The 19586-nt window shown below is 66.9% G+C and carries 14 protein-coding genes; 8 read left to right on the top strand and 6 right to left on the bottom strand.

Annotated features, from left to right (window positions below):
* Positions 1-88 precede the first annotated feature (88 nt).
* Positions 89-940 carry a bile acid:sodium symporter family protein gene (locus tag AB8998_RS15090; protein ID WP_369741583.1) on the top strand — a complete coding sequence of 284 codons (852 nt, stop codon included), beginning with the start codon at positions 89-91 and terminating at the stop codon, positions 938-940.
* A 456-nt stretch (positions 941-1396) separates the two neighbouring features.
* On the opposite strand, the gene AB8998_RS15085 is transcribed toward AB8998_RS15090, so the two are convergent.
* A complete protein-coding gene (locus AB8998_RS15085; RefSeq protein ID WP_369738628.1) occupies positions 1397-2191 on the bottom strand; it encodes a helix-turn-helix transcriptional regulator in 795 nt (264 codons plus the stop codon).
* Positions 2192-2576: 385 nt separating this feature from the next.
* Between AB8998_RS15085 and AB8998_RS15080 the strand changes: the two genes are divergently transcribed.
* Positions 2577-3002, top strand: coding sequence for an MmpS family transport accessory protein (locus AB8998_RS15080; RefSeq protein ID WP_369738627.1), 426 nt, complete (start codon positions 2577-2579; stop codon positions 3000-3002).
* Positions 2999-5863 (top strand): MMPL/RND family transporter, encoded by a 2865-nt coding sequence (locus tag AB8998_RS15075; RefSeq protein ID WP_369738626.1) that lies wholly within the window; start codon positions 2999-3001, stop codon positions 5861-5863. The genes AB8998_RS15080 and AB8998_RS15075 overlap by 4 nt, the downstream gene beginning before the upstream one ends.
* Before the next feature lie 128 nt (positions 5864-5991).
* Here AB8998_RS15075 and AB8998_RS15070 read toward each other — a convergent pair whose 3' ends face one another.
* Positions 5992-7833 (bottom strand): fatty acyl-AMP ligase, encoded by a 1842-nt coding sequence (locus tag AB8998_RS15070; RefSeq protein WP_369738625.1) that lies wholly within the window; start codon positions 7831-7833, stop codon positions 5992-5994.
* Between the two features lie 140 nt (positions 7834-7973).
* Here AB8998_RS15070 and AB8998_RS15065 point away from each other — a divergent pair, with 140 nt between their 5' ends.
* Both AB8998_RS15065 and AB8998_RS15060 read left to right on the top strand, forming a co-directional pair.
* Positions 7974-8429, top strand: a complete 456-nt coding sequence (locus tag AB8998_RS15065; protein WP_369738624.1) for an SRPBCC family protein — start codon at positions 7974-7976, stop codon at positions 8427-8429.
* Between the two features lie 86 nt (positions 8430-8515).
* Entirely contained in the window at positions 8516-10105 is a 1590-nt protein-coding gene (locus tag AB8998_RS15060; RefSeq protein ID WP_369738623.1) for an FAD-dependent monooxygenase, read from the top strand.
* Here the strand turns inward: AB8998_RS15060 and AB8998_RS15055 are convergent.
* Entirely contained in the window at positions 10092-11255 is a 1164-nt protein-coding gene (locus AB8998_RS15055; RefSeq protein WP_369738622.1) for an LLM class flavin-dependent oxidoreductase, read from the bottom strand. The two genes, AB8998_RS15060 and AB8998_RS15055, sit on opposite strands and share 14 nt — an antisense overlap.
* Positions 11256-11434: 179 nt before the next feature.
* A complete protein-coding gene (locus AB8998_RS15050) occupies positions 11435-11776 on the bottom strand; it encodes a hypothetical protein (RefSeq protein ID WP_369738621.1) in 342 nt (113 codons plus the stop codon).
* A gap of 479 nt (positions 11777-12255) precedes the next feature.
* Here AB8998_RS15050 and AB8998_RS15045 point away from each other — a divergent pair, with 479 nt between their 5' ends.
* Positions 12256-15048, top strand: a complete 2793-nt coding sequence (locus tag AB8998_RS15045) for a PPE family protein (RefSeq protein ID WP_369738620.1) — start codon at positions 12256-12258, stop codon at positions 15046-15048.
* Positions 15049-15164: 116 nt separating this feature from the next.
* Here AB8998_RS15045 and aceA read toward each other — a convergent pair whose 3' ends face one another.
* Together aceA and AB8998_RS15035 are read right to left on the bottom strand one after the other, a co-directional pair.
* Positions 15165-17453, bottom strand: coding sequence for an isocitrate lyase ICL2 (aceA, locus tag AB8998_RS15040; RefSeq protein WP_369738619.1), 2289 nt, complete (start codon positions 17451-17453; stop codon positions 15165-15167).
* Between the two features lie 221 nt (positions 17454-17674).
* Positions 17675-18394, bottom strand: coding sequence for an MBL fold metallo-hydrolase (locus AB8998_RS15035; protein WP_369738618.1), 720 nt, complete (start codon positions 18392-18394; stop codon positions 17675-17677).
* 61 nt (positions 18395-18455) lie between these two features.
* Between AB8998_RS15035 and AB8998_RS15030 the strand changes: the two genes are divergently transcribed.
* Together AB8998_RS15030 and AB8998_RS15025 are read left to right on the top strand one after the other, a co-directional pair.
* On the top strand, positions 18456-18902 hold the full coding sequence (locus AB8998_RS15030) for an SRPBCC family protein (protein ID WP_369738617.1): 447 nt from the start codon (positions 18456-18458) through the stop codon (positions 18900-18902).
* A 65-nt stretch (positions 18903-18967) separates the two neighbouring features.
* Positions 18968-19573, top strand: a complete 606-nt coding sequence (locus tag AB8998_RS15025; RefSeq protein WP_369738616.1) for a YbhB/YbcL family Raf kinase inhibitor-like protein — start codon at positions 18968-18970, stop codon at positions 19571-19573.
* The last annotated feature ends 13 nt before the right edge of the window (positions 19574-19586 follow it).

Raw genomic sequence — 19586 nt, 5'->3', positions numbered from 1 at the left:
GCAATGCCCCCGGCGCCGCCCGGACGTCGACGAGTGGGCGGTCACTTGCCGGACACCGCTGGTGTCGTGTCAATGTGGATGGGTGACGATGGCCGACGCGGCAAAGCTTGCCTTCCAGATCAGCCTCTTCGTGGTGATCCTCGGCTATGGGTTGACGGCGCGCTACTCCGACGTGACCTGCGTGCTGCGCCTCCCCGATCTTCTGGCCCGTTCCCTGCTGGCCGTGCTCGTCGTCGCGCCGGTGATAGCCGCCGTCCTGGTCAGCGTGCTCGCCCTGCGCCCGCAGGTGGCGATCGCGCTCGTGGCGCTGGCGATCACACCCCTGCCGTCGCTGCTGCCCCGGCGCGGTGCAAAGGCCGGCGGGCATGTGCAGTACGGGCTCGGCCTGGTCGTCGTGCTGGCCGTTCTCGCCGTCCCGTGGACTGCCGCGGCGACCCCCCTGCTGGGGCAGGTGTTCGGCAGCCAGTACGTGGTGAGCACCTGGCATATCGCGGGGCTGGTGGTCACCTCGGTGCTGGCGCCGCTGGTGGCCGGCATGACGATCCGGTCGCGCCGGCCGGAACTCGCCGAACGGATAGCCGGCCCGGTCGAACGCGTCCAGCGGTGGGCGCTCCCGGTGGCCATAATCATGCTGGTGATGGCCGCGGCACCAGCCATGTGGAAGCTCATGGGCGGCTGGACCCTGGTCGCCGTGGTGCTGTTCGTGACGACCATGGTCGCCATCGGGCATGTCCTGGGTGGCCCCGATCCCCGGTTCTCGGCGGTACTGGCCTTCGCGGCCAGTTGCCGACACCCCGCCACCGCGCTGACGTTCGCCGCGGCGAATTTCCCCAACGCCGACGAGCGCGGGGCCGTCGCCCTCTACGTACTGGTCACCGCCGCCATCGGTGTGCTCTACACCCGCTGGCTGCGCCGGCGCTCGGTGAAGTTGGCTTCCTGACCAGGCGGCCGACGACGGCGGCGGCACGCCCCGGTGCTTCCGCTCACAAGATGCCGAAGCCGTGCAGGGTCTTCAACGTGCTCACCTATGGCATGTTCGCGGTGCTCGCCTGCAGGTGCCGATATGCGTCGCCGACCTCAGGGCCCACCCATTTCGGCGATGGCGCATCGGGATCCGCGCCGCTGACGGCGCCCGCGGCGCGGTCAGCAGAGACAGCAGGGCCACCATCAGCACGACGGCCGACACCACCCAAGGATGTTCCGGCCCGCGTCGGCATCGTGCTTTTCCTCATGCACGATCGTGCCGAACACAGGTCCTGCGGCAAGGCGCGTGCCGACATGTCCCCCGCCCCAAGCGCAGGCCGATCCCATGCGTGCGAGCGCGCCGAGAACATCATCGCGATGACGATCGCGATCGGTTCGAGCGCGCACCGGGATCACCCTCCCGAGCCAGTTCTCATTTGCTCGGTTGACAAGGAAGCTCTGCTTTCCTGCTCCAATGAATTACAAGAAATTGTCCTGGCGCACTCGCGGCAGAGAGTAGCTCATAGTCAAACTCAATGTCACCGAAATCGCGGTGCCTGAACTGTTTCACTTTACCGTCAGAAATGCCGACATCGTGGCTTTTCCATAACCGGACGAATTCGCTGCTCTCTTTCGAAAGCTCGAGGATGATTTCGGCCACATCCGGATGATCAACATCTACGCCTACGATACGGTGCACGGTGGCAACGGCGGTTCTGGCGTACGATTCCCAATTCACCCAGACGTTTTTCGCCTCGGGATCCAGGAAAAGTAGGCGGAGGATATTTCCAGTGATCTGGAATTGACTGAAGAGCAGCGACGCTTGGGGATTCTCGGCCAGCACGTCGCATCGACGGTTGACGATGTAGGCCGGACCGAGCGTCCACGCCTGCATGAGTAGCAGGAGATATTCGACGGGTCCTTGGTGCGAACCGAGGTCTTGCCGACGTCGGTGTTGTGGGATCGCGAGGTCATACAGATAGCGCGCCTCGTCGGGAGACAGGCTGAGTGCGATCACCAAGGCCTCCAACACCTGAACTGACGGATGGATTTCGCGTCCTTGCTCCAACCGCGCGTAGTAGTCCGGACTGATCCCGGCTCGCGCGGCTACCTCTTCGCGGCGCAACCCGGGCGTGCGCCGCCGCCTGCGAGATTCGCCATCGCAACCGGGCCGGGGTGTTGTCGCCTCTCGACGCGCTCGGAGAAATTCTCCCAGTCTCGTCGCCACGAGACGATGGTAACCAGCGCGTTATCCTAGTTGTCAAATTCCTAGGTTAATTTCGCTCTGCCTGCGACCCGCAGTCCCCAGCCACAATATGCAGTCGTGGCAGCATGCGACCGTTCGCTCGCGTTGCGGGGTTTTCGTCCACGCGCAGTTGGGATTTCGACAGTCGATCTGCGTTCCCTCCACTATGTGGAACTTTCGTCCAAGGAATCGGCCGGCATGCCGATTGCGTTGCCTCGTGAGCTGGAATTCGTATTGCTTGCTGACAGGGACACGCCTGAGGATCGGCCGCGTTTTCCAGCAGAGATCTGCCTGGTTCCGGCCATGCGGTGATATGGCCGCATGCTGATCTGAGTGGACGGAACGCGAATGAAAGGGCGGTGCGACGTTGTTGGGCATCTTCAAGCGCACATGGATTCCGCTGTTGATCGTCGTGGTCGTGGCCATCGGGGGATTTGTGGCCTACCGGCTACAAGGGATCTTCGGCTCGAACCGCGTGTCGGAAGCCGGCCCAGTCGAACAGATCGTGCCGATCAATGTCAAGAACGTTACCTATGAGGTCACCGGCCCCCCGGGCACTGCCGGAGTTGTCAATTATCTGGACGCGGATGCACAACCTCAACAGGCGAATTTCACCACGCTGCCGTGGTCGTACACGGTGACCACAACCCTGCCCGGCGTGTTCACCAACGTGGTGGCCCAGGGTGACAGCAACACAATCGGATGCCGGATCGTCGTGAACGGCATCGTTCGAGACCAACAGTCCGCGACCGGCCTCAACGCGCAGGTCTTCTGCCTGGACAAGGCCGCATGAACGGCAGTGCCGAACGGCCGGTTTTCGCGCAGGCATTGCGGCGGCTGGCGGTGCCGATTGTCTTGGGCTGGCTGGTTTTGACGATCGTCGTCACCGTCTTCGTGCCTCGACTCGATGCGGTTGAGCGGGAAAACTCGGTCGGCCTGCTGCCCCGGGATGCTCCTTCGCTGATCGCGATGAAGCAAATGGGCAAGGTGTTCCACGAATTCGACTCGGACAGCGTCGCGATGGTGGTGCTGGTGGGTGACAAGCCGTTAGGCGATGCCGCACGCCGCTTCTACGACGATCTGGTGCGCCGGCTCGAGCGCGACACCACGCACGTCGAGAAAGTGCAGAACTACTGGGGCGAACTGGTCACGGCAGGGGGCGAACAGAGCGCCGACAGCAAGGCCGCGTACGTGCAGGTCAACCTCGCCGGCGACCAGGGCTCGACGAGGGCGGACGAGTCGGTGCACTCGGTGGAGGACATCGTGGCGCGCTCACATCCGCCGGCGGGAGTCAAGGCGTACGTCACCGGTCAGGCGCCGTTGACCACCGACACCACGGAAGCCGGCGACAGGGGTCTGGCGAAGCGGACGGCGATAACGATCGCGGTGGCCGCCATCATGTTGCTCATTGTTTATCGCTCGATTGTCACCGTGCTGATCGTGTTGGCCGTGATCTTCATCGAATTGGCCGCGGCGCGCGGAGTCGTGGCATACATCGGCAGCTTTCACCTGATCGGCTTCACCACCTTCGCGGTCAGCCTGCTCATGTCGCTGGCAATCGCCGCGGGCACGGATTACGCGATCTTTTTTCTCGGCCGCTATCACGAGGCCCGCCAGAGCGGCGAGGACCGCGAGACGGCCTTTTATACGACATATCGTGGGGTGGTCCACGTCGTTTTGGGTTCGGGGCTGACCATTGCCGGCGCGATGCTCTGTCTGCGGTTGGTGCGGCTGCCCTATCTCAACACCTTGGCAATTCCGTGCGCGGTGGCGTTGGTCGTCGTGATTGCGGCCTCGTTGACGTTGGTTCCCGCTCTCATCGTCATCGGCGGCCGTTTCGGTCTGCTCGAAGCCAAGCGAAAAATGAATGTCCACGGCTGGCGGCGCCTGGCGACGGCCACCGTCCGCTGGCCTGCACCGATCCTGGCCAGCGCTGTGGTCGTCTCGATTGTGGGGGGCTTGACGCTGCCGGGGTACCGCACCAACTATGACGACCGCTACTACGTGCCGGCGGGCTTGGTGTCCAATGTCGGCGACCGCGCTGCCACTCAGCATTTCACGCACGCCAGGCTGAATCCCGACCTATTGCTGGTCGAAGCCGACCACGACCTGCGCAATCCCGCGGACATGCTCGACCTGGACAGGATCGCCCAACATATCTTCCGGGTGCCGGGCATCGCGCGGGTGCAAAGCATCACCAGGCCGCTGGGATACAACATCGAGCACGGCACCATACCGTTCGCGATTGGCATGGAGCCGGTTCCCATCAGAGAAAACCTGCGATATTTGAAAGACCGCCTCGACGATATTCTCAAACTGAGCCGCGACGACCTCGGCACCCAGATCGCGACTCTGGAGCACATGTACACGGTGCAACAAGATCTGACGAATTCGATAAGCGACAGTGCCCGGGTCACAGCCGATACTGCCGCTATTACGGACAAAATACGCGACCACGTGGCAGATTTTGACGATTTCTGGCGGCCGATCCGCAGCTATTTCTACTGGGAAAAACATTGCTTCGACATCCCCATGTGTTGGTCGTTACGCTCCATCTTCGACGCTTTGGACGGCTTCGACAAACTCGCCGAGAACTTCCATTCTCTTGCCAAAGATCTCCAGAACAGCGCTGATGCGTCCCAAAAACTGGTCGCGTTGATCCCCCCGCTGATCGCCGTCGCGAAGTCGATGCAGACAACGTTCCTAACGCTTTACAGTAGCTTCTCGGGCCTGGTCACCCAGATGGATCGCATGACCGACACCAGCACACTCATGGGCAAATTTTTCGACCAGGCTAAAATCGACGGCTTTTTCTATATCCCACCCGAGGTATTCGACAGTCCAGATTTCAAGACAGGCCTAAGGTTACTGGTCTCTCCCGACGGCAAGTCCACCCGGATGATCATCACGCATGACATCGACCCCGCGAGCCCCGAGGCAATTTCGCATGTCGACGCAGAACTCAAAGCTGCGCGCGAGGCGGTGAAAGAAACGCCGTTGGCTAGCGCGAAATTGTACCTTGGCGGCACAGCCGCGGCCTACAAAGATATTCAGGAGTCCACTAAATACGACGTTCTGACCGAGGCCATGGCCGCGCTGATCCTGATATTCATCGTCATGCTGGTCATCACACGCGCGCTGGTCGCTTCAATGGTGATCGTCGGTACGGTGGTGCTGTCGCTGGCGACGGGCTTCGGGCTTTCCGTACTGATCTGGCAGCATCTCGTCGGCTTGGAATTGCATTGGATTGTGCTGCCGTTCTCCGTCACCATCCTGCTGGCCGTGGGATCCGACTACAACTTGTTGCTGGTCTCGCGGTTCAAGGAAGAAATCGGCGCAGGCGTGAAGACGGGCATCATCCGTTCCGTGGGCGGCACCGGCGGAGTTGTGACCGCCGCCGGCCTGGTGTTCGCCTTCACCATGGGCTCTTTGGTCGTCAACGAGTTGTACACGCTCAAACAGGGCGGCACCACCATCGGACTGGGCCTGCTCGTCGACACGCTGATCGTGCGCTCGCTGATGATCCCGTCAATCGCCACCCTGCTGGGGCGCTGGTTCTGGTGGCCGTTGCGGGTGCGCCCGCGTCCAGCCAGTGAACTGCTCCGATCGATCGGACCCCGTCCGCTGGTTCGCGCCCTTCTCCTGAGGGGATAGTTGACCGAGCTCGCACCACGTGTTGTCCCACTGTCCCAACCGGTGCTGTCCCCGCGAGCGCCCCTCCGGTCGGCGACCTTGCCGTGGCCGGCCTCCCTCTCGCCACCGATCAGATCCGCCGACACCCGTCAGTGGCTGCGCAGCGCGCCGCCCAGGTATTGCGCGCGGCAGGCCCGGCGGGCGAGTTTGCCGCTGGTGGTCCGCGGGATGGCGCCGGCCGGCAGGAACTGCACGTCGGCGGCCGCAACCCGGTGGCGGTGCGACACCGCGGCCCGGATCGCCTCGATCGCCGGCTGCGGGTCGGCGCGGCTGGTGCCCGCCGCGCGCTCGGCGACGATCACCAGCCGTTGGCCCCCCTCGTCGGCAGGTACGGCGAACGCCGCGACATAGCCGCGACGCACCATCGGCGAGGCGTCGGCGACGGTGGCCTCGATGTCGTGTGGATAGTGGTTGCGCCCGTCGACGGTCACCAGGTCCGCGATCCGGCCGGTGACATAGAGCTCGCCGTCGAGGTACACCCCGAGGTCGCCGGTGCGCAGCCAGGTGCGGTCGGTGTCGGAGTGCTCGGCGTGACTGTGGTCGGGCAGCCGCGCGCGCAGCCGCGCGCCGAACGCGCGCCGGGTGTCCTCGGGGCGTTCCCAGTAGCCGCGGCCGACGTTGTTGCCCTGCAACCAGATCTCGCCGACCTCGCCGTCGGGCAGCTCGTTTCCGGTGTCGGGGTCGACGATCACCGCCCACAGGCTGCGGGCCACCTGACCGCAGGACACCTGGACCACCGCGTCGGGGGCGTCCGGCGCGACCCGTACCGCGTGCCCGGCGCCCAACTGTTCGCGGTCGAGGTACACCGCCGTGGGCTCGGCGCTGGGCGCGATGGTCGCGATCATCAGGGTCGCCTCGGCGATCCCGTACGAGGGTTTGAACGCCGTCCGCGGCAGACCGTAGGGCGCGAACGCCTTGTTGAAGGTGCGGATCGCGTCGATGCTGACCGGTTCGGAACCGATGATCATTACCACGTTGGAAAGGTCGATGTCGTCGCCCGGCGCGGGCAGGCCGCGCTGCGCGGTCCACTCGTAGGCGAAGTTGGGCGCGGCGGTGACCACGCGGCCCTCGCGTGACCCGGCGGACAGGGCCTGGATCCAGCGCTGCGGCCGGCGGACGAACGCGGTCGGCGACATCAGCGTGGAGTGTCCGCCGTACACCGCGGGGAAGCCGATCATCGACAGGCCCATGTCGTGGTAGAGCGGTAACCAGCTGACGCCGTGGGTGTTTCGGTCCAGCAGGTCGATGGACAGGATCATCTGGGTCAGGTTGGTGCCGACCGCCCGGTGGGTGATCTCCACGCCGACCGGGGGGCGCGTCGCGCCGGAGGTGTACTGCAAGTGCGAGACGTCGTCCATGCCGAGCTCGGTGGGGGCGAACGACTCCCCCTCCGAGTCGGGGATCTGATCGATGAGCAAGACCTGCGGACGTTGCGGGCGCGGCAGGTTGGTCAGGAAGTCCTCGACGGCGCCCGCGGCCTCCGTCGTGGTGAGGATCACCGACGGCTGCGAGTCGCGCAGCGCCGTGTCGAGGCGTTCGGCGTGGCCCGGCAGTTCGGGCGCGAACAGCGGCACGGCGATGGCGCCGGCCTTGATCGCCGCGTAGAACCCGGCGACGTAGTCGATGCCCTGCGGTGCGAGGACCGCGACCCGCTCGCCGCGGCTCGCGGCGCGCTGCACCCGGGCGCCGATGGCCTGGAGCCGGGCGCCGAACTGTGTCCAGGTCACCCCTTCGGCGCGGCCGTCGGCACCGTGGTTGTAGTCCAGGTAGCGGTAGGCCACGGTGTCGCCGACGTTCGCGACGTTGCGCTCGATCAGGGAGATCAGCGTGACGTCCGGGGGCAGCACGATCTCGCCGTTGGCGTCCAGGCAGTCCTCGATGTCGAGGAGCCCGGGGACACTCCTGTCGCTCTGCGGGGAACCGGAATTCATAAGCGCAGTGTAGGCAACGGCGACCCCGCGCCGGCCGGCTCCGCGGCGTGATCGCCGGAGGCCGACTCGGTGCGCGGTACGGTACCAGCAACGCCGTTCGAGGTCGCTCGCGTTTGCCGGGCAGAGCCAGGGAGGAACGTATGTCGGGTCGTAGGTTCACCTTCGAGATCAACCGGACCAGCAGCGCGCCGGCCGCGACGCTGTTCGGGCTGGTGACCGACGGCGCGAACTGGTCGAAATGGGCCAAGCCAATAGTGTTTCAGTCGAGTTGGGCGCGGCAGGGTGACCCGGCACCTGGTGGCGTTGGCGCCATTCGCAAGGTCGGGATGTGGCCGGTGTTCGTGCAGGAGGAAACCGTCGAGTACGAACCGGATCACCGCCACGTCTACAAGCTGGTCGGGCCCGCGAGCCCGGTCAAGGACTACCGCGGCGAGGTGACCCTCACCCCGAACCCCGCCGGCGGCGCCGACATCCGCTGGACCGGCTCGTTCGTCGAGGGTATCCGCGGCACGGGACCGCTGATGCGGGCGGCGCTGGGGGGCGCGGTGCGGTTTTTCGCCGATCGGCTGGTCAAGGCGGCCGAACGGCAGGGCTGACCGTTATCCCTCTGTCGCACAAGCGCTTTCGCGGGCAGTAAGCGGCGATGTAGCGGGTCGCCACGGAGATCACTAAGCTGGGCTAAGTGATTGGTGTCGTCATCGCGGGTGCCGGCCCCAACGGGCTGATGCTGGCCGGCGAACTCGGGTTGGCCGGGATCCGTCCCGTCGTGCTGGACCCGATGCCGGGGCCCAACCCGCAGCGACGAGCCAACGGCATTTTCGGCCAAGGGGTTCGGATCCTCGACCACCGTGGTCTCTACGGCGCCCTCGCCGGTACCGACGAACCACTCCGGCGCAACCCCCGCCCGATGTTCGCCGCCTTCCCGCTGGATCTGACGCAGGTGCCGGATTCGCAGGTCTTCCTGCTCCCCGTGCAGCAGCCCAGGCTCGTGCAGGTGCTTGCCGAGCGGGCCCGCGGACATGGCGTCGACATCCGCTGGGGTCACGCGCTGGCTGGCTTCGACCACGACGGCGACGGCGTCACGGTGCACGTCGACGGCCCCGAGGGCGCCTACGAGCTGCGGGCCGGATACCTTGTCGGCGCCGACGGCGGCACCAGCCCCACCCGCAGGCTGGCCGGCATCGACTTTCCCGGCATGTCGGCCTACGACGTCACCGTCCGGATGGGCTTCGACGTGCTGCCGCCCGAGGAGTGGGTCGACCCGGTCACCGGTGTGCTCGACATCCCCGGGTTCGGGCGCGTCCCGCCGCTGCAGTTCCACCGGGTCGAGCGCGGCGTGTTCGCCTTCGGCGCGCTCGGGGGCCGGGCGGCGGTGATCGTGTTCGAGCTGGACGGCTCGGCCCGCGAGGATCCCCACGACGACAGCGGCGACGACGGCCCGGCGATGAGCCTGGCCGAACTGGAAGCCGCGGCCAAGCGCGTCATCGGCGCCGACCTTCCGTTGCGGCCGGTGTCGCCTTCGTCCGACGAGCCGCTGGACCTGCGCCGCTTTTCCGGCATCAACTCGCGGATCGCCTCGCACTACCAGCGGGGCCGGGTGATCCTGGTGGGCGATGCCGCTCACGTGCACTCCCCCATGGGCGGGCCCGGACTCAACCTGGGTTTGCAGGACGCGGTGAACCTGGGCTGGAAGCTGGCGGGCGTGTTGCACCGGCGCGTCGCGCCCACGGTGCTCGCCAGCTACGAGGCGGAGCGCCGGCCGGCCGCCGAACGGGTCATCATGCACAGTCGCGCGCAGCTGACGCTGGTGCGTCCGGGACCCGAGGTCACCGCCCTGCGGCGGCTCTTCTCCGAACTCCTCACCGACCCCGCGGTCGTCCGTCGGCTCGGCGAGCTGGTGTCGGGAGCCGAAAACCGTTACGCCGCAGGCCCCGAGGCGCATCCGCTGGTGGGGCGCTGGGTGCCCGACTTCGCCGTCGCGGGTGCCGGAGGGATCCGCCGCGTGGCCGAGCTGGCCCGCGACGGACGGCCGTTGCTGATCGATCTGACCGCGGGCGCGGTGGTGGCAGACGCCACGATTGACGGCGCGGGTCAGCTCACCGTCGCCGCCGGCCGGCCGGTGGGCGACGTCGCCGCGACGGCCGTGCTGGTGCGCCCCGACGGTTACGTGGCGTGGGCGTCCTCGGCCGCTGCGCCCGGCGGCGACGAACTGCGCGAGCTGCGCGCCACGCTGGACACCTGGTTCGGCATCCGCGCCGCTACGACGACGTGATCTCGTCCTGATACTTCTTCGTCATGTGCTCGACGGCCTGCAGCTGGGTCTGCGCGAGGTCGTCGCGCACCTGACCGGCGCGTGCGGCGGCATCCAGGGTCGGTTGCGATTGCCCCTGGAAGTGCGGCATCACCTCGGCGGCGAACAGCTCGGCGGACCGCTTGGTCGCCGCCGGGTTGGCCCACTCGTGGCCCATCTGCAGCATGCAGCCGAACCCGCCGGACTGATCCCAGAGCCGCTGCACCTGGACCCGCGCCCGCTCCGGGGTGCCGATCACACCCGCCCCGTTGTCGTTGATGACGTCGATCATCTCGTCGAGCTGCTCCCCCGGCATGGTCATCTGCGGGAAGGCGGCCACCTTCTGGAAGTAGCGGAACCACGGCTCGATGCCGAACTTAACCTCTTCGCGCGCCTGCTTGTCCGTCTCGGCGAGATGGAACAGCCCGACCAGGCTCCAGTTCTTGCGGTCCACCTGCGTGCCGAAGGCGGCCGCGCGCTCTTCGACGATGCCCCAGTGGTAGGCGAGCGCGTCGAAGCCCTCGACGATCAGCGTCGCCCCGATCGACAGCAGGCCGATGCCGTGCTTGCCGGCCAGCCGCGCACCCGTCGGCGAGGCGACCGCCGCGACCGAGAGCGGAATCCCGCCGTCGGAGTACGGGGCGAGCTGCAGCCGCGCGTCGAACAGTTGGTGCGTGGCGGTCTTCGCCGACACAGTCTCGCCCGCCAGCAGGCGCACGAGGATGTCGAGATTGGTCTCGAGCAGCTCGCGCGTGTCCGTGGGGGTGAGGCCGATCATCGCCGAGTCAGTGGGCAGGGAACCGGGGCCGACCCCGCCGATCACGCGGCCGTGGGTGAGGTGATCGAGCAGCATAAGCCGGTCGGCGACCCAGAGCGGGTTGTGGTAGGCGAGCGAGATCACCCCGGTGCCGAAGCGGATCCGCTTGGCGCGTTCGGCGGCGGCGGCGATGAAGATCTCCGGCGAGCTGATGATCTCGCTGCCCGCCGAGTGGTGCTCACCCAGCCAGACCTCGTCGAAGCCGAGGGCGTCGAGATGCCGGATGAACTCCAGGTCGCGCTGCAGGGCAAGCGTCGGATTGGTTCCCGCGCGGTGGAAGGGGGCGATGAAGTATCCGAACCTGAGCTTGGCCATCGGGCTCCTCTTGCGGTCGAGTTGCGCAGAACCATAACTCGAAAACGGTGCCCCACCCTAGGATCCGATTTCGGAATTGCTCAGCCGATGGGGCCAGCTCGCAAGCGTGGCCCCATCGGCTAGGGAGCAAGACTTTGTTCGGCTTCGAAGAGCCGTGCGGGTTCAGGACGCCCGTGCGATCACGGGTAGCCGCCGCAGATGTTGCCGACGCAACCGCCCCCGCCGCCGGGGCCGCCGCCACCGCCGCCGACACCGGGGATGCTGCCCCCGCCGCCGGCCGGGCCGCCCCCGCCGGTGGGGCCGCCGGGAACACTGCCGCCGCCGCCGTTGGGGCCACCGCCCCCATTCGGGCCGCCCGGCGCCGGGGACGGCGCGGGCGCCACGCTCGACGAGGGGGCGGTCGTCGAGGGCGTGGTGCTGCTGCTCGGCCCCTTGTGCCCGCCGCCCCCGCAACCGACCGCCACCACGAGCATGGCCGCGCCGCCGAACACCGCGACCGCGTTCCTTGCTGCAGTTCTCATCAGGGCCACCACTTTCCGTTCGCGCCACACCCCAAGTCGTCCGTCCATCCGTACCCCCGCAAGCGAACACCCAAACCGGCCGACGGATGCCCGATACGGCCCAGCTCGTGGCCGGCTCGGCAGTTGGCGCCGGCCACGCACCCGCTCAGGGGGGGTGAGATGGCCTGTGCCGGCAGCCGGGCCCCCGCGGCGGCCATTGCGTGAGTGCCGACCACATTCACGCCGAAGGCTTTTAAGCAGCTTGACGTCGAGTTCCCAATTTCTGTCGCTCGGGTAAATGTAAAGAAATTTGACACACCGATTGGTTGATTATCACGGTTTTATAACGTTTTCGTATCCGCTGCCAAAACACTTCCCTATCCTCCCCGGTGGGCGCGTAACTTGTGCGCTACCAATCGCGCAGTGCTACCGATTGACAACTCGTCGACCGGCGCCCGCTCGCGATTATTGGCGCCGAAGTCTGCGCGAAAGGCCGAATATTGAATTTCTCAGTGCTGCCGCCGGAGCTCAATGCCGTCCGTCTGTTCTCCGGCGCCGGGTCGGCGCCGATGCTGGCGGCGGCAACGGCGTGGGATGGCCTGGCCGCGGAGTTGTCCTCGGCGGCCACGTCGTTCGTATCGATTACCTCGGGCCTGACCGGTACGGCATGGCAGGGCCCGTCGGCGGCGGCGATGCTCGCTGCGTCGAACCCGTACGCCGGCTGGCTCTCGGCCTCCGCGGCCCACGCGGAGCGGACGGCCGCGCAGGCCCGCGCGGTAGTCGCGCAATTCGAGGCGGCACGGGCGGCGATGGTGCCGCCGGCGGTGGTGTCGACCAACCGCTCCCAACTGGCGGCGCTGGTCATCTCCAACCTCTTCGGACAGAACGCCCCCGCGATTGCCGCCGCCGAGGCCGAGTACGAGCAGTTGTGGGCCCAAGCGGTCTCGACGATGTCGGGCTATTTCGCCGGGGCGTCGGCGGCCGTCTCGGCGCTGACACCGTTCACCCAGCCGCTGCAGAACCTGGTGGGATTGCCGGCCCGGTTGACCGCAGCGCTGCAGGCCGGTGGTGCCTCGGTGGCCACCGTGCCGGCCGCTGCCAGTAGAACCATCACCCTTAATCTCGGCTTGGCCAACGTCGGCGGCGGCAACGTCGGCAACGCAAACGTCGGCCAGGGCAACTTCGGCAGCGCAAACCTGGGCAATTCGAACTTCGGCGCAGGAAACCTGGGCAGCCTCAACTACGGTATCGGCAACCTCGGTGGCAGCAACATCGGCTTCGGAAACGCGGGTAGCGGCAACCTCGGCTTCGGTAACGCGGGTAACTTCAACATCGGTGTTGCAAGCAGCGGCAATAACAATATCGGCATCGGCCTCACCGGAAACAACCTGATCGGTATTGGCAACACCTATGTCAGCTACGGCCCTTCGGACATCGGCCAGTTGGCCATCGGCGGCCTCAACTCGGGCACCGGAAACATTGGCTTGTTCAACTCGGGAACCGGGAATATAGGCTTCTTCAACTCCGGTACCGGCAACTCCGGCATCGGGAACTCCGGCAGCTACAACACCGGCTTGTTCAACTCCGGGACGGCAAATACGGGCTTCTTCAACCCGGGCGTGCTCAATACCGGCAGTTTCGACGTCGGCACGGCGAACACGGGCAGCTGGAATGTCGGCAACTACAACACCGGTGACTTCAATCCCGGCGCGTCGAACACGGGTGGCTTCAATACCGGTGCCGCGAACACCGGCTGGTTGAACACCGGCGACCTCAACACAGGTGCCTTCAACTCCGGCAACATGAACAACGGACTGTTCAACTCCGGTGACCTGAACTCGGGGATGCTATATCAGGGCGTCGGTCAGGGCAGCCTCCACTTGGCCATTACGACGCCCGACATCACCGTGCCGCCGTTGCAGATACCGGCAATAAACATTCCCGCTTTCGACCTGCCGCAGTTGAGCCTCCCGTCGGTGACGATTCCGCCGGTGACGATTCCGGCGGGGACGGCGTTGGGGGCGTTCAGTCTGCCGACGTTGAGTATTCCGTCGGTGACGATTCCGCCGGTGACGATTCCGGCGGGGACGGCGTTGGGGGCGTTCAGTCTGCCGACGTTGAGTATTCCGTCGGTGACGATTCCGTCGTTCACGATTCCGGCCGGGACAGCTGTCGGTGGATTTACGCTACCCGGAATTCACACCTCGTCGATATTCGTGAACAACATAAGCACCGGCAACTTCACGCTGCCCAGCATCGGTTGGAGCCAGCCGATAAACGGCCCCGTCATCAGTGTCGGCGGTTTTACCATAAATCAAATAGCTGTGTCCTGGAACACTAACGTTTTGGCACTGACGGGGCCGTTTGGTACCACGGCCAATTTCACCATCAATTATGTCAAGGTCTCCCCGTTTACCCTGCCCACGGTTACGATCCAGCCATACACCTTGAGCGGCCCCATCACCGTCTCTGGCTTCAGCCTGCCCAACTTTACGATCCCCGGACTCGACGTTTCCCCCATCACCGTCGACGCCTTCACCCTGCCGAGTATCACGACGCCGGCGATCACGACGCCGGCGTTGACGATCGGTGCGATCGGTGTGGGTGCGTTCAGTCTGCCGAATATCACGACGCCGGCGATCACGACGCCGCCGGTGACGATCGGTGCGATCGGTGTGGGTGCGTTCAGTCTGCCGAATATCACGACGCCGGCGATCACGACGCCGCCGTTGACGATCGATCCGATCGGTGTGGGTGCGTTCAGTCTGCCGAATATCACGACGCCGGCGATCACGACGCCGCCGGTGACGATCGATCCGATCGGTGTGGGTGCGTTCACGTTGCCGAACATCACGACGCCGGCGATCACGACGCCGCCGGTGACGGTGCCGCCCATCGGACTGGGCAGCTTCACCACCGCGCCGTTCACCATCGGCAGCATCCACCTGCCCAGCACCACCATCGCGACCTTCGACATCCCCTCCGCTCCCGGGTTCGCGAACTCGAGCACCGCGCCGTCGTCGGGCTTCTTCAACACCGGCGCCGGAGGCAACTCGGGCTTCGGCAACAACGGCGCGGGACTGTCGGGCTGGTTCAACACCAACCCCCTGGGCGGGCTGGCCGATTCGGGTTATCGGAACTACGGCAATGAACTGTCGGGCCTGTCCAATCTGGGCGGCGGAGTATCGGGCGTTTTGAACACGGGTCAGCTGACCGTCGGCAGCTTGGTCTCAGGGATGGACAACATCGGCTACAAACTGTCGGGCATCTTCCTGAGTGGCGCCACGCCGTAACCGCTCGCGTCCGGCATCAGCGGTGTGCCGCAAAGCCGAGCAGGGGCCGTGCGGCGTTTGTCAGGGGCGGACGTGTGCCGAGGCGACACGCGCGGAGGCTCGCCAGGACGCGCTTCCTACCCCTCCTTGGTGATCAGCTTGCGCAGCGCGACGCGGTCGGGCTTGAGCAGCTCCTCGATGCGGGGCTTGTTCACCTCGGCGACGATGATCTCGCCCACCTCCTGGTTGACCTCGCTGAAGATGCCGTGCGACTTCATCTTCGAGGTCTGGTACAGGTTGTCCTCGGTGGGCGTGACGTAGTAGACCGCGTCGGCCTTGAACCGGTGCACCAGCCACAGGTGGATCAGGGTCATCAGGCGCTTCTGGCGCAGCTTCTCGGCGAAGGTGTTCTGGTCGCGCACCGTGAGGATGCTGCGGCCGTGGCGGTCCTTGATGGGGTCGAAGACGACGTTGGCCAGTTGCTCGTCCTCGTTGCCGTAGATGCCGAGCACCAGCACGTCCGATCCGGCCCGGCGCGGTCGCAGCTGTACCCGCAGCTTCTCGCCGAGGTGGTAGTGCTCGCTCCACAGCGTCAGCCACTCCTCCAGCAGCTTCTTGGGCACCTCGGTCTGCACCAGGTGCTGATGCTGGGTGGAGCCCTTGCCCATCGCCTTGGTGGTCGCGGTGCGACCGGAGGAGGCGGCCAGCGCCGCGTCGCTGCGCGGCCCGCCGACCAACGTCTGCGGCGTGCGATAGGGCGACTCCACCAACCGCATCTTGCGTTGCAGCCGGGCCAGCGCCAGCATGCCGTCCTGCCGCAGCGCGGTCGCGAACTCCTCGGCGGCGACACCGTCGATCTGGTGGCCGCCGTAGGTGATGAAGTTGAAGACGAAGCCCATCTTGCCGAGTTCCTCGGGGAAGCGCCGCATCTCCTCGTCGGTCATGCCGGTGGTGTCCCAGTTGAACGACGGCGACAGGTTGTAGGCGAGCATCTTCTCGGGGAACCGGGCGTGGATGGCCTCGGCGAATTCGCGGGCGTCGGCCAGGTCGGCGGTCTTGGTCTCCATCCAGAGGATGTCGGCGAACGGCGCCGCCGCCAGGGACTTGGCGATCGCGTACGGGATGCCGCCCCGGATCTGGTAGTAGCCCTCGGGCGTCTTGGCCAGCTCGCAGTCCCAGCCGGGGTCGGCGCCGAGCTCCCTGGCCTTCTCCCGCGCGGAGTACAGCGAGGCGCGCTGGGCGAAGCGCCGCCACTCGTCGGGGCTCATCGCGACCGGCTCGCCCTCGCTCTCACCGAACTGGAGCACCTCGGAGACGGCCTCGCCGTACGTCATCAGCCCGGCGTCGTCCTCCCAGGCGGCCACGAACCGGGACTCCACCTGGTCGAACAGATCGTCGATCGAGGTCTCGCTGTTCTCCCGCCACGCGTTGACGGCGTCGGAAACCAGCCCCTGGATGCCCTGGCGCTCCAGCCAGGCGGTGGCGGTGGCGTACTCGCCGTCCGACAGCGCGTAGAGCAGGTGCCCGTTGAGGTCCTTGACGCCCAGCTCGTAGAAGCGCCGGACCAGCGCCAGGAAGCAGGCCTTGTAGGAGGGGATGTTGAGGTTGGTGGCGCCCAGCAGGAACGGCTGGTCGCGCTCGTCGGCGCGGCTGTCGATCAGGGTGGCCGCCTCGGCGTCGGTGCGGGCGACGATGATGCCGGGCACCCGCATGATGTCGAGCTGGAACCGGGCGGCGTTGAGGCGCTTGATCTGTTCGTCGGACGGCACCAGGACCTTGCCGCCCTGATGCCCGCACTTCTTCGTGCCGGGGCGCTGGTCTTCGATGTGATAGCCCGGCACGCCGATCTCGACGAAGCGGCGGATCAGGTTGCGCACGTGCGGGTCACCGCCGTGGCCGGTGTCGGCGTCGGCGATGATGAACGGCCGGTAGTCGTATTCCGGCGCCGCGGCGCGCTGGCGCTCGCTCATGTGCAGGCGCTGATACTGCTGGTTGCGGTCGGCGGTGAGCAGGGCGCGCACCAGGACCGCGGCGTCGTCGGGCACCTGGCTCAGCGGGTAGCTGGCGAGGTCGGGCCCGGGGTCCTCGGTGGTGGAGCCCTTGGCGGAGGTCGCCCAGCCGCCCAGGTAGATGCCTTCGATGCCCATCCGCTTCATGGCCACGGCCTGGCCGGGTGAGTAGGGCCCGAAGGTCGTGATGCTCTTCTTCGCCGCGAACAGCTCCCGCAGCCGCTCGTAGAAGGCCGCCGCCGCTTCCCGTGCCACGGGGTAGTCGACGGGGATGGTGCCGCGTTGCTCGGCAACCTGACGAGCCGTGTAGAGGCGCGTGATGCCGGTGAAGCGCGGGCCGTCGATGTATCGCTGGGTGGCGACGACGTCGTCGCCGAACGGTGCCCGGACCTCGGTGTCCGTGTCGATGATGGCCATGGGGTTACGCTCCTCTTCAGGTTCCGTTGGACCAGAGTCTATCCCTGACAACCGCGGTTCAATCAGGGGTCGAAATACCCCTTCGCGGCGCGGCGCGGCGCACCCGCGCGGTGGCTGGGCGAGGCCGGCGATGGGCCCACGATCGCCGACGCCGGGTTCGGCCGCATCGATAAATGTTGGGGAACAACATGTTTAGCCCGCGTACGACCGGATCGGGGCGCTCAGGCCCGACCGGCGGCCGCACGCCGGCACAGCCAGTCCCGCTGCCGGCGGACGAACTCCGCGTCGACGACCTTGCCATGGCCCGGAACGTAGACGGCGTCCGGTCCGCCGATCTCGAGGACCCGGTCCAGCGTGGCCGGCCAGGCCGCCACGTCGGAATCGGCGTCGATCGCGGGGTCGGCGGATTCCTCGACGAGGTCGCCGGTGAACAGCACGACCGGGTCGTCACCGTGCGCGGGCGGTGCCACCACGACCAGGTCGGAGGTGGTGTGGCCGCGGCCGGGGTGGGTGATCGCCACGGTCCGGCCGCCGAGGTCCACGACGGCCTCTCTCGTGCCGTGGCGCGGCGGTCGCAGGGCCGCGACCGCGCGGTCGACCTCCACCGCGTCGGCGCCGTGGCGCAGCGCGTCCTCGCGGAGGTGCCCGGCGCCGGCCGTCAGGTCCGCGACGACTTCGGGTGCGCAGTAGACGTCGGCCGCGCCGAAGAACGAGGAACCCAGGACATGGTCGAAATGCTTGTGGGTCAACGCGATATGGGTGACCGCTCGGCCGGTGAGCCGTCGCACGTCGGCGTCGAGGGCCGCCGCCTCGGTGAGCGTGGAGCCGGCGTCGACGAGCAGGGCCCCGCGACCGCCCAGCACCAGCCCCACCGTGACGTCGCAGAACGGTAGCCGGCAGCGATGCACGCCGGCGGTCAACTGCTCCCAGGCGAAATTCACGAGTGCAGACGGTAGTCGCAAACCGAGTTTCGAGCGGCCCCCCAGTGGCTATCTTCGTCGCATGGCTGTCACCGAGTCCCGCGAAGTCGTCATCGAGGCGACACCCGACCAGATCATGGACGTGCTGTTCGATCTGGAGTCGCTGACCGAGTGGTCCTCGGTGCATCGCAAGGTCGAGGTCCTGGAGCGCGACGACGCGGGCCACCCCAGCAGGTCGCGGCAGGTGGTCAAACTGGTGGGCGTCAGCGACGAGCAGGAACTGGCCTACGAGGTGCACGACGACGGGGTGAGCTGGACGCTGGTCAGCGCCAAACAGCAACGCGCGCAGGACGGTCGCTACACCCTGATTCCCGAAGGCGACTCCACCCGGGTCCGTTTCGAACTGACCGTCGACCTCCTGGCGCCGGTCCCGGGATTCCTGGTCAAAAGAGGAGCCAAGAGCCTGATGGAGACGGCCACCCAGGGCCTGCGTAAGCGGGTGCTCGAGGTGAACAAGGGCGGCGCGTAGCCGGCCCACGTTCGTGGCCGGCAAAAGACCTTTATTCCGCGCCCGCCGTCGGCGACACTCTCCTTATGAAGTCGACATCGGTTACCGCACGGCGCATCGCACTGGCAGGCGTAGGGCTCGCGCTGGCGCTGACGCAGGCCGGCTGCGGCGGCCACGGCGGCAGCAAGATGACGGCGCCGGCGACGCCGAAGCTGACGACGGTCGCCCGGAGCGTTCCCGAGGCTCCCGCCGAGGGGCCGGTGACGATCGGCAGTCCCGCCTTCGCCGACGGGGCGCCCATCCCGGTCCGCTACACCTGCAAGGGGGCAAACACCGCGCCCCCGTTGACGTGGTCGGCGCCGCTGGGGGCGGCCCTGGTGGTCGACGATCCCGACGCCGTCGGCGGCACCTATGTGCACTGGATCGTGGTCGGCATCCCGCCCGGACCTGGCGGCACCGCGGAGGGCCAGACCCCCGGCGGCGGGACCAGCCTGCCGAACTCGGGCGGCCGTGCGGGATATATGGGGCCGTGCCCGCCGCCGGGCAGCGGGGTGCACCACTACCGGTTCACCCTCTACCAGCTGCCCGCCGCCTACGAGCTGCCCGGGGGTTTGGCCGGGCCGCGGGCGGCCCAGACGATCGCGGGCGCCGCCGTCGCGCAGGCCCAGCTCACCGGCACGTTCGGGGCCTGAGGGCGCATCGACG

Origin of the sequence: Mycobacterium sp. HUMS_12744610, assembly GCF_041206865.1 — a bacterium.
GTDB lineage: Bacteria > Actinomycetota > Actinomycetes > Mycobacteriales > Mycobacteriaceae > Mycobacterium > Mycobacterium servetii.
Note: the sequence above shows the minus strand (reverse complement) of the source record. Positions and strands in the feature narration are given on the sequence as shown.

Excerpts from the sequence above, each read along its gene's own strand:
- AB8998_RS15090 (WP_369741583.1), top strand. The coding sequence starts at position 89 with ATGGCCGACGCGGCAAAGCTTGCCTTCCAGATCAGCCTCTTCGTGGTG.
- aceA (WP_369738619.1), bottom strand. The coding sequence starts at position 17,453 with ATGGCCATCATCGACACGGACACCGAGGTCCGGGCACCGTTCGGCGAC.
- AB8998_RS15075 (WP_369738626.1), top strand. The coding sequence starts at position 2,999 with ATGAACGGCAGTGCCGAACGGCCGGTTTTCGCGCAGGCATTGCGGCGG.
- AB8998_RS15030 (WP_369738617.1), top strand. The coding sequence starts at position 18,456 with ATGGCTGTCACCGAGTCCCGCGAAGTCGTCATCGAGGCGACACCCGAC.
- AB8998_RS15070 (WP_369738625.1), bottom strand. The coding sequence starts at position 7,833 with ATGAATTCCGGTTCCCCGCAGAGCGACAGGAGTGTCCCCGGGCTCCTC.
- AB8998_RS15065 (WP_369738624.1), top strand. The coding sequence starts at position 7,974 with ATGTCGGGTCGTAGGTTCACCTTCGAGATCAACCGGACCAGCAGCGCG.
- AB8998_RS15050 (WP_369738621.1), bottom strand. The coding sequence starts at position 11,776 with ATGAGAACTGCAGCAAGGAACGCGGTCGCGGTGTTCGGCGGCGCGGCC.
- AB8998_RS15025 (WP_369738616.1), top strand. The coding sequence starts at position 18,968 with ATGAAGTCGACATCGGTTACCGCACGGCGCATCGCACTGGCAGGCGTA.
- AB8998_RS15055 (WP_369738622.1), bottom strand. The coding sequence starts at position 11,255 with ATGGCCAAGCTCAGGTTCGGATACTTCATCGCCCCCTTCCACCGCGCG.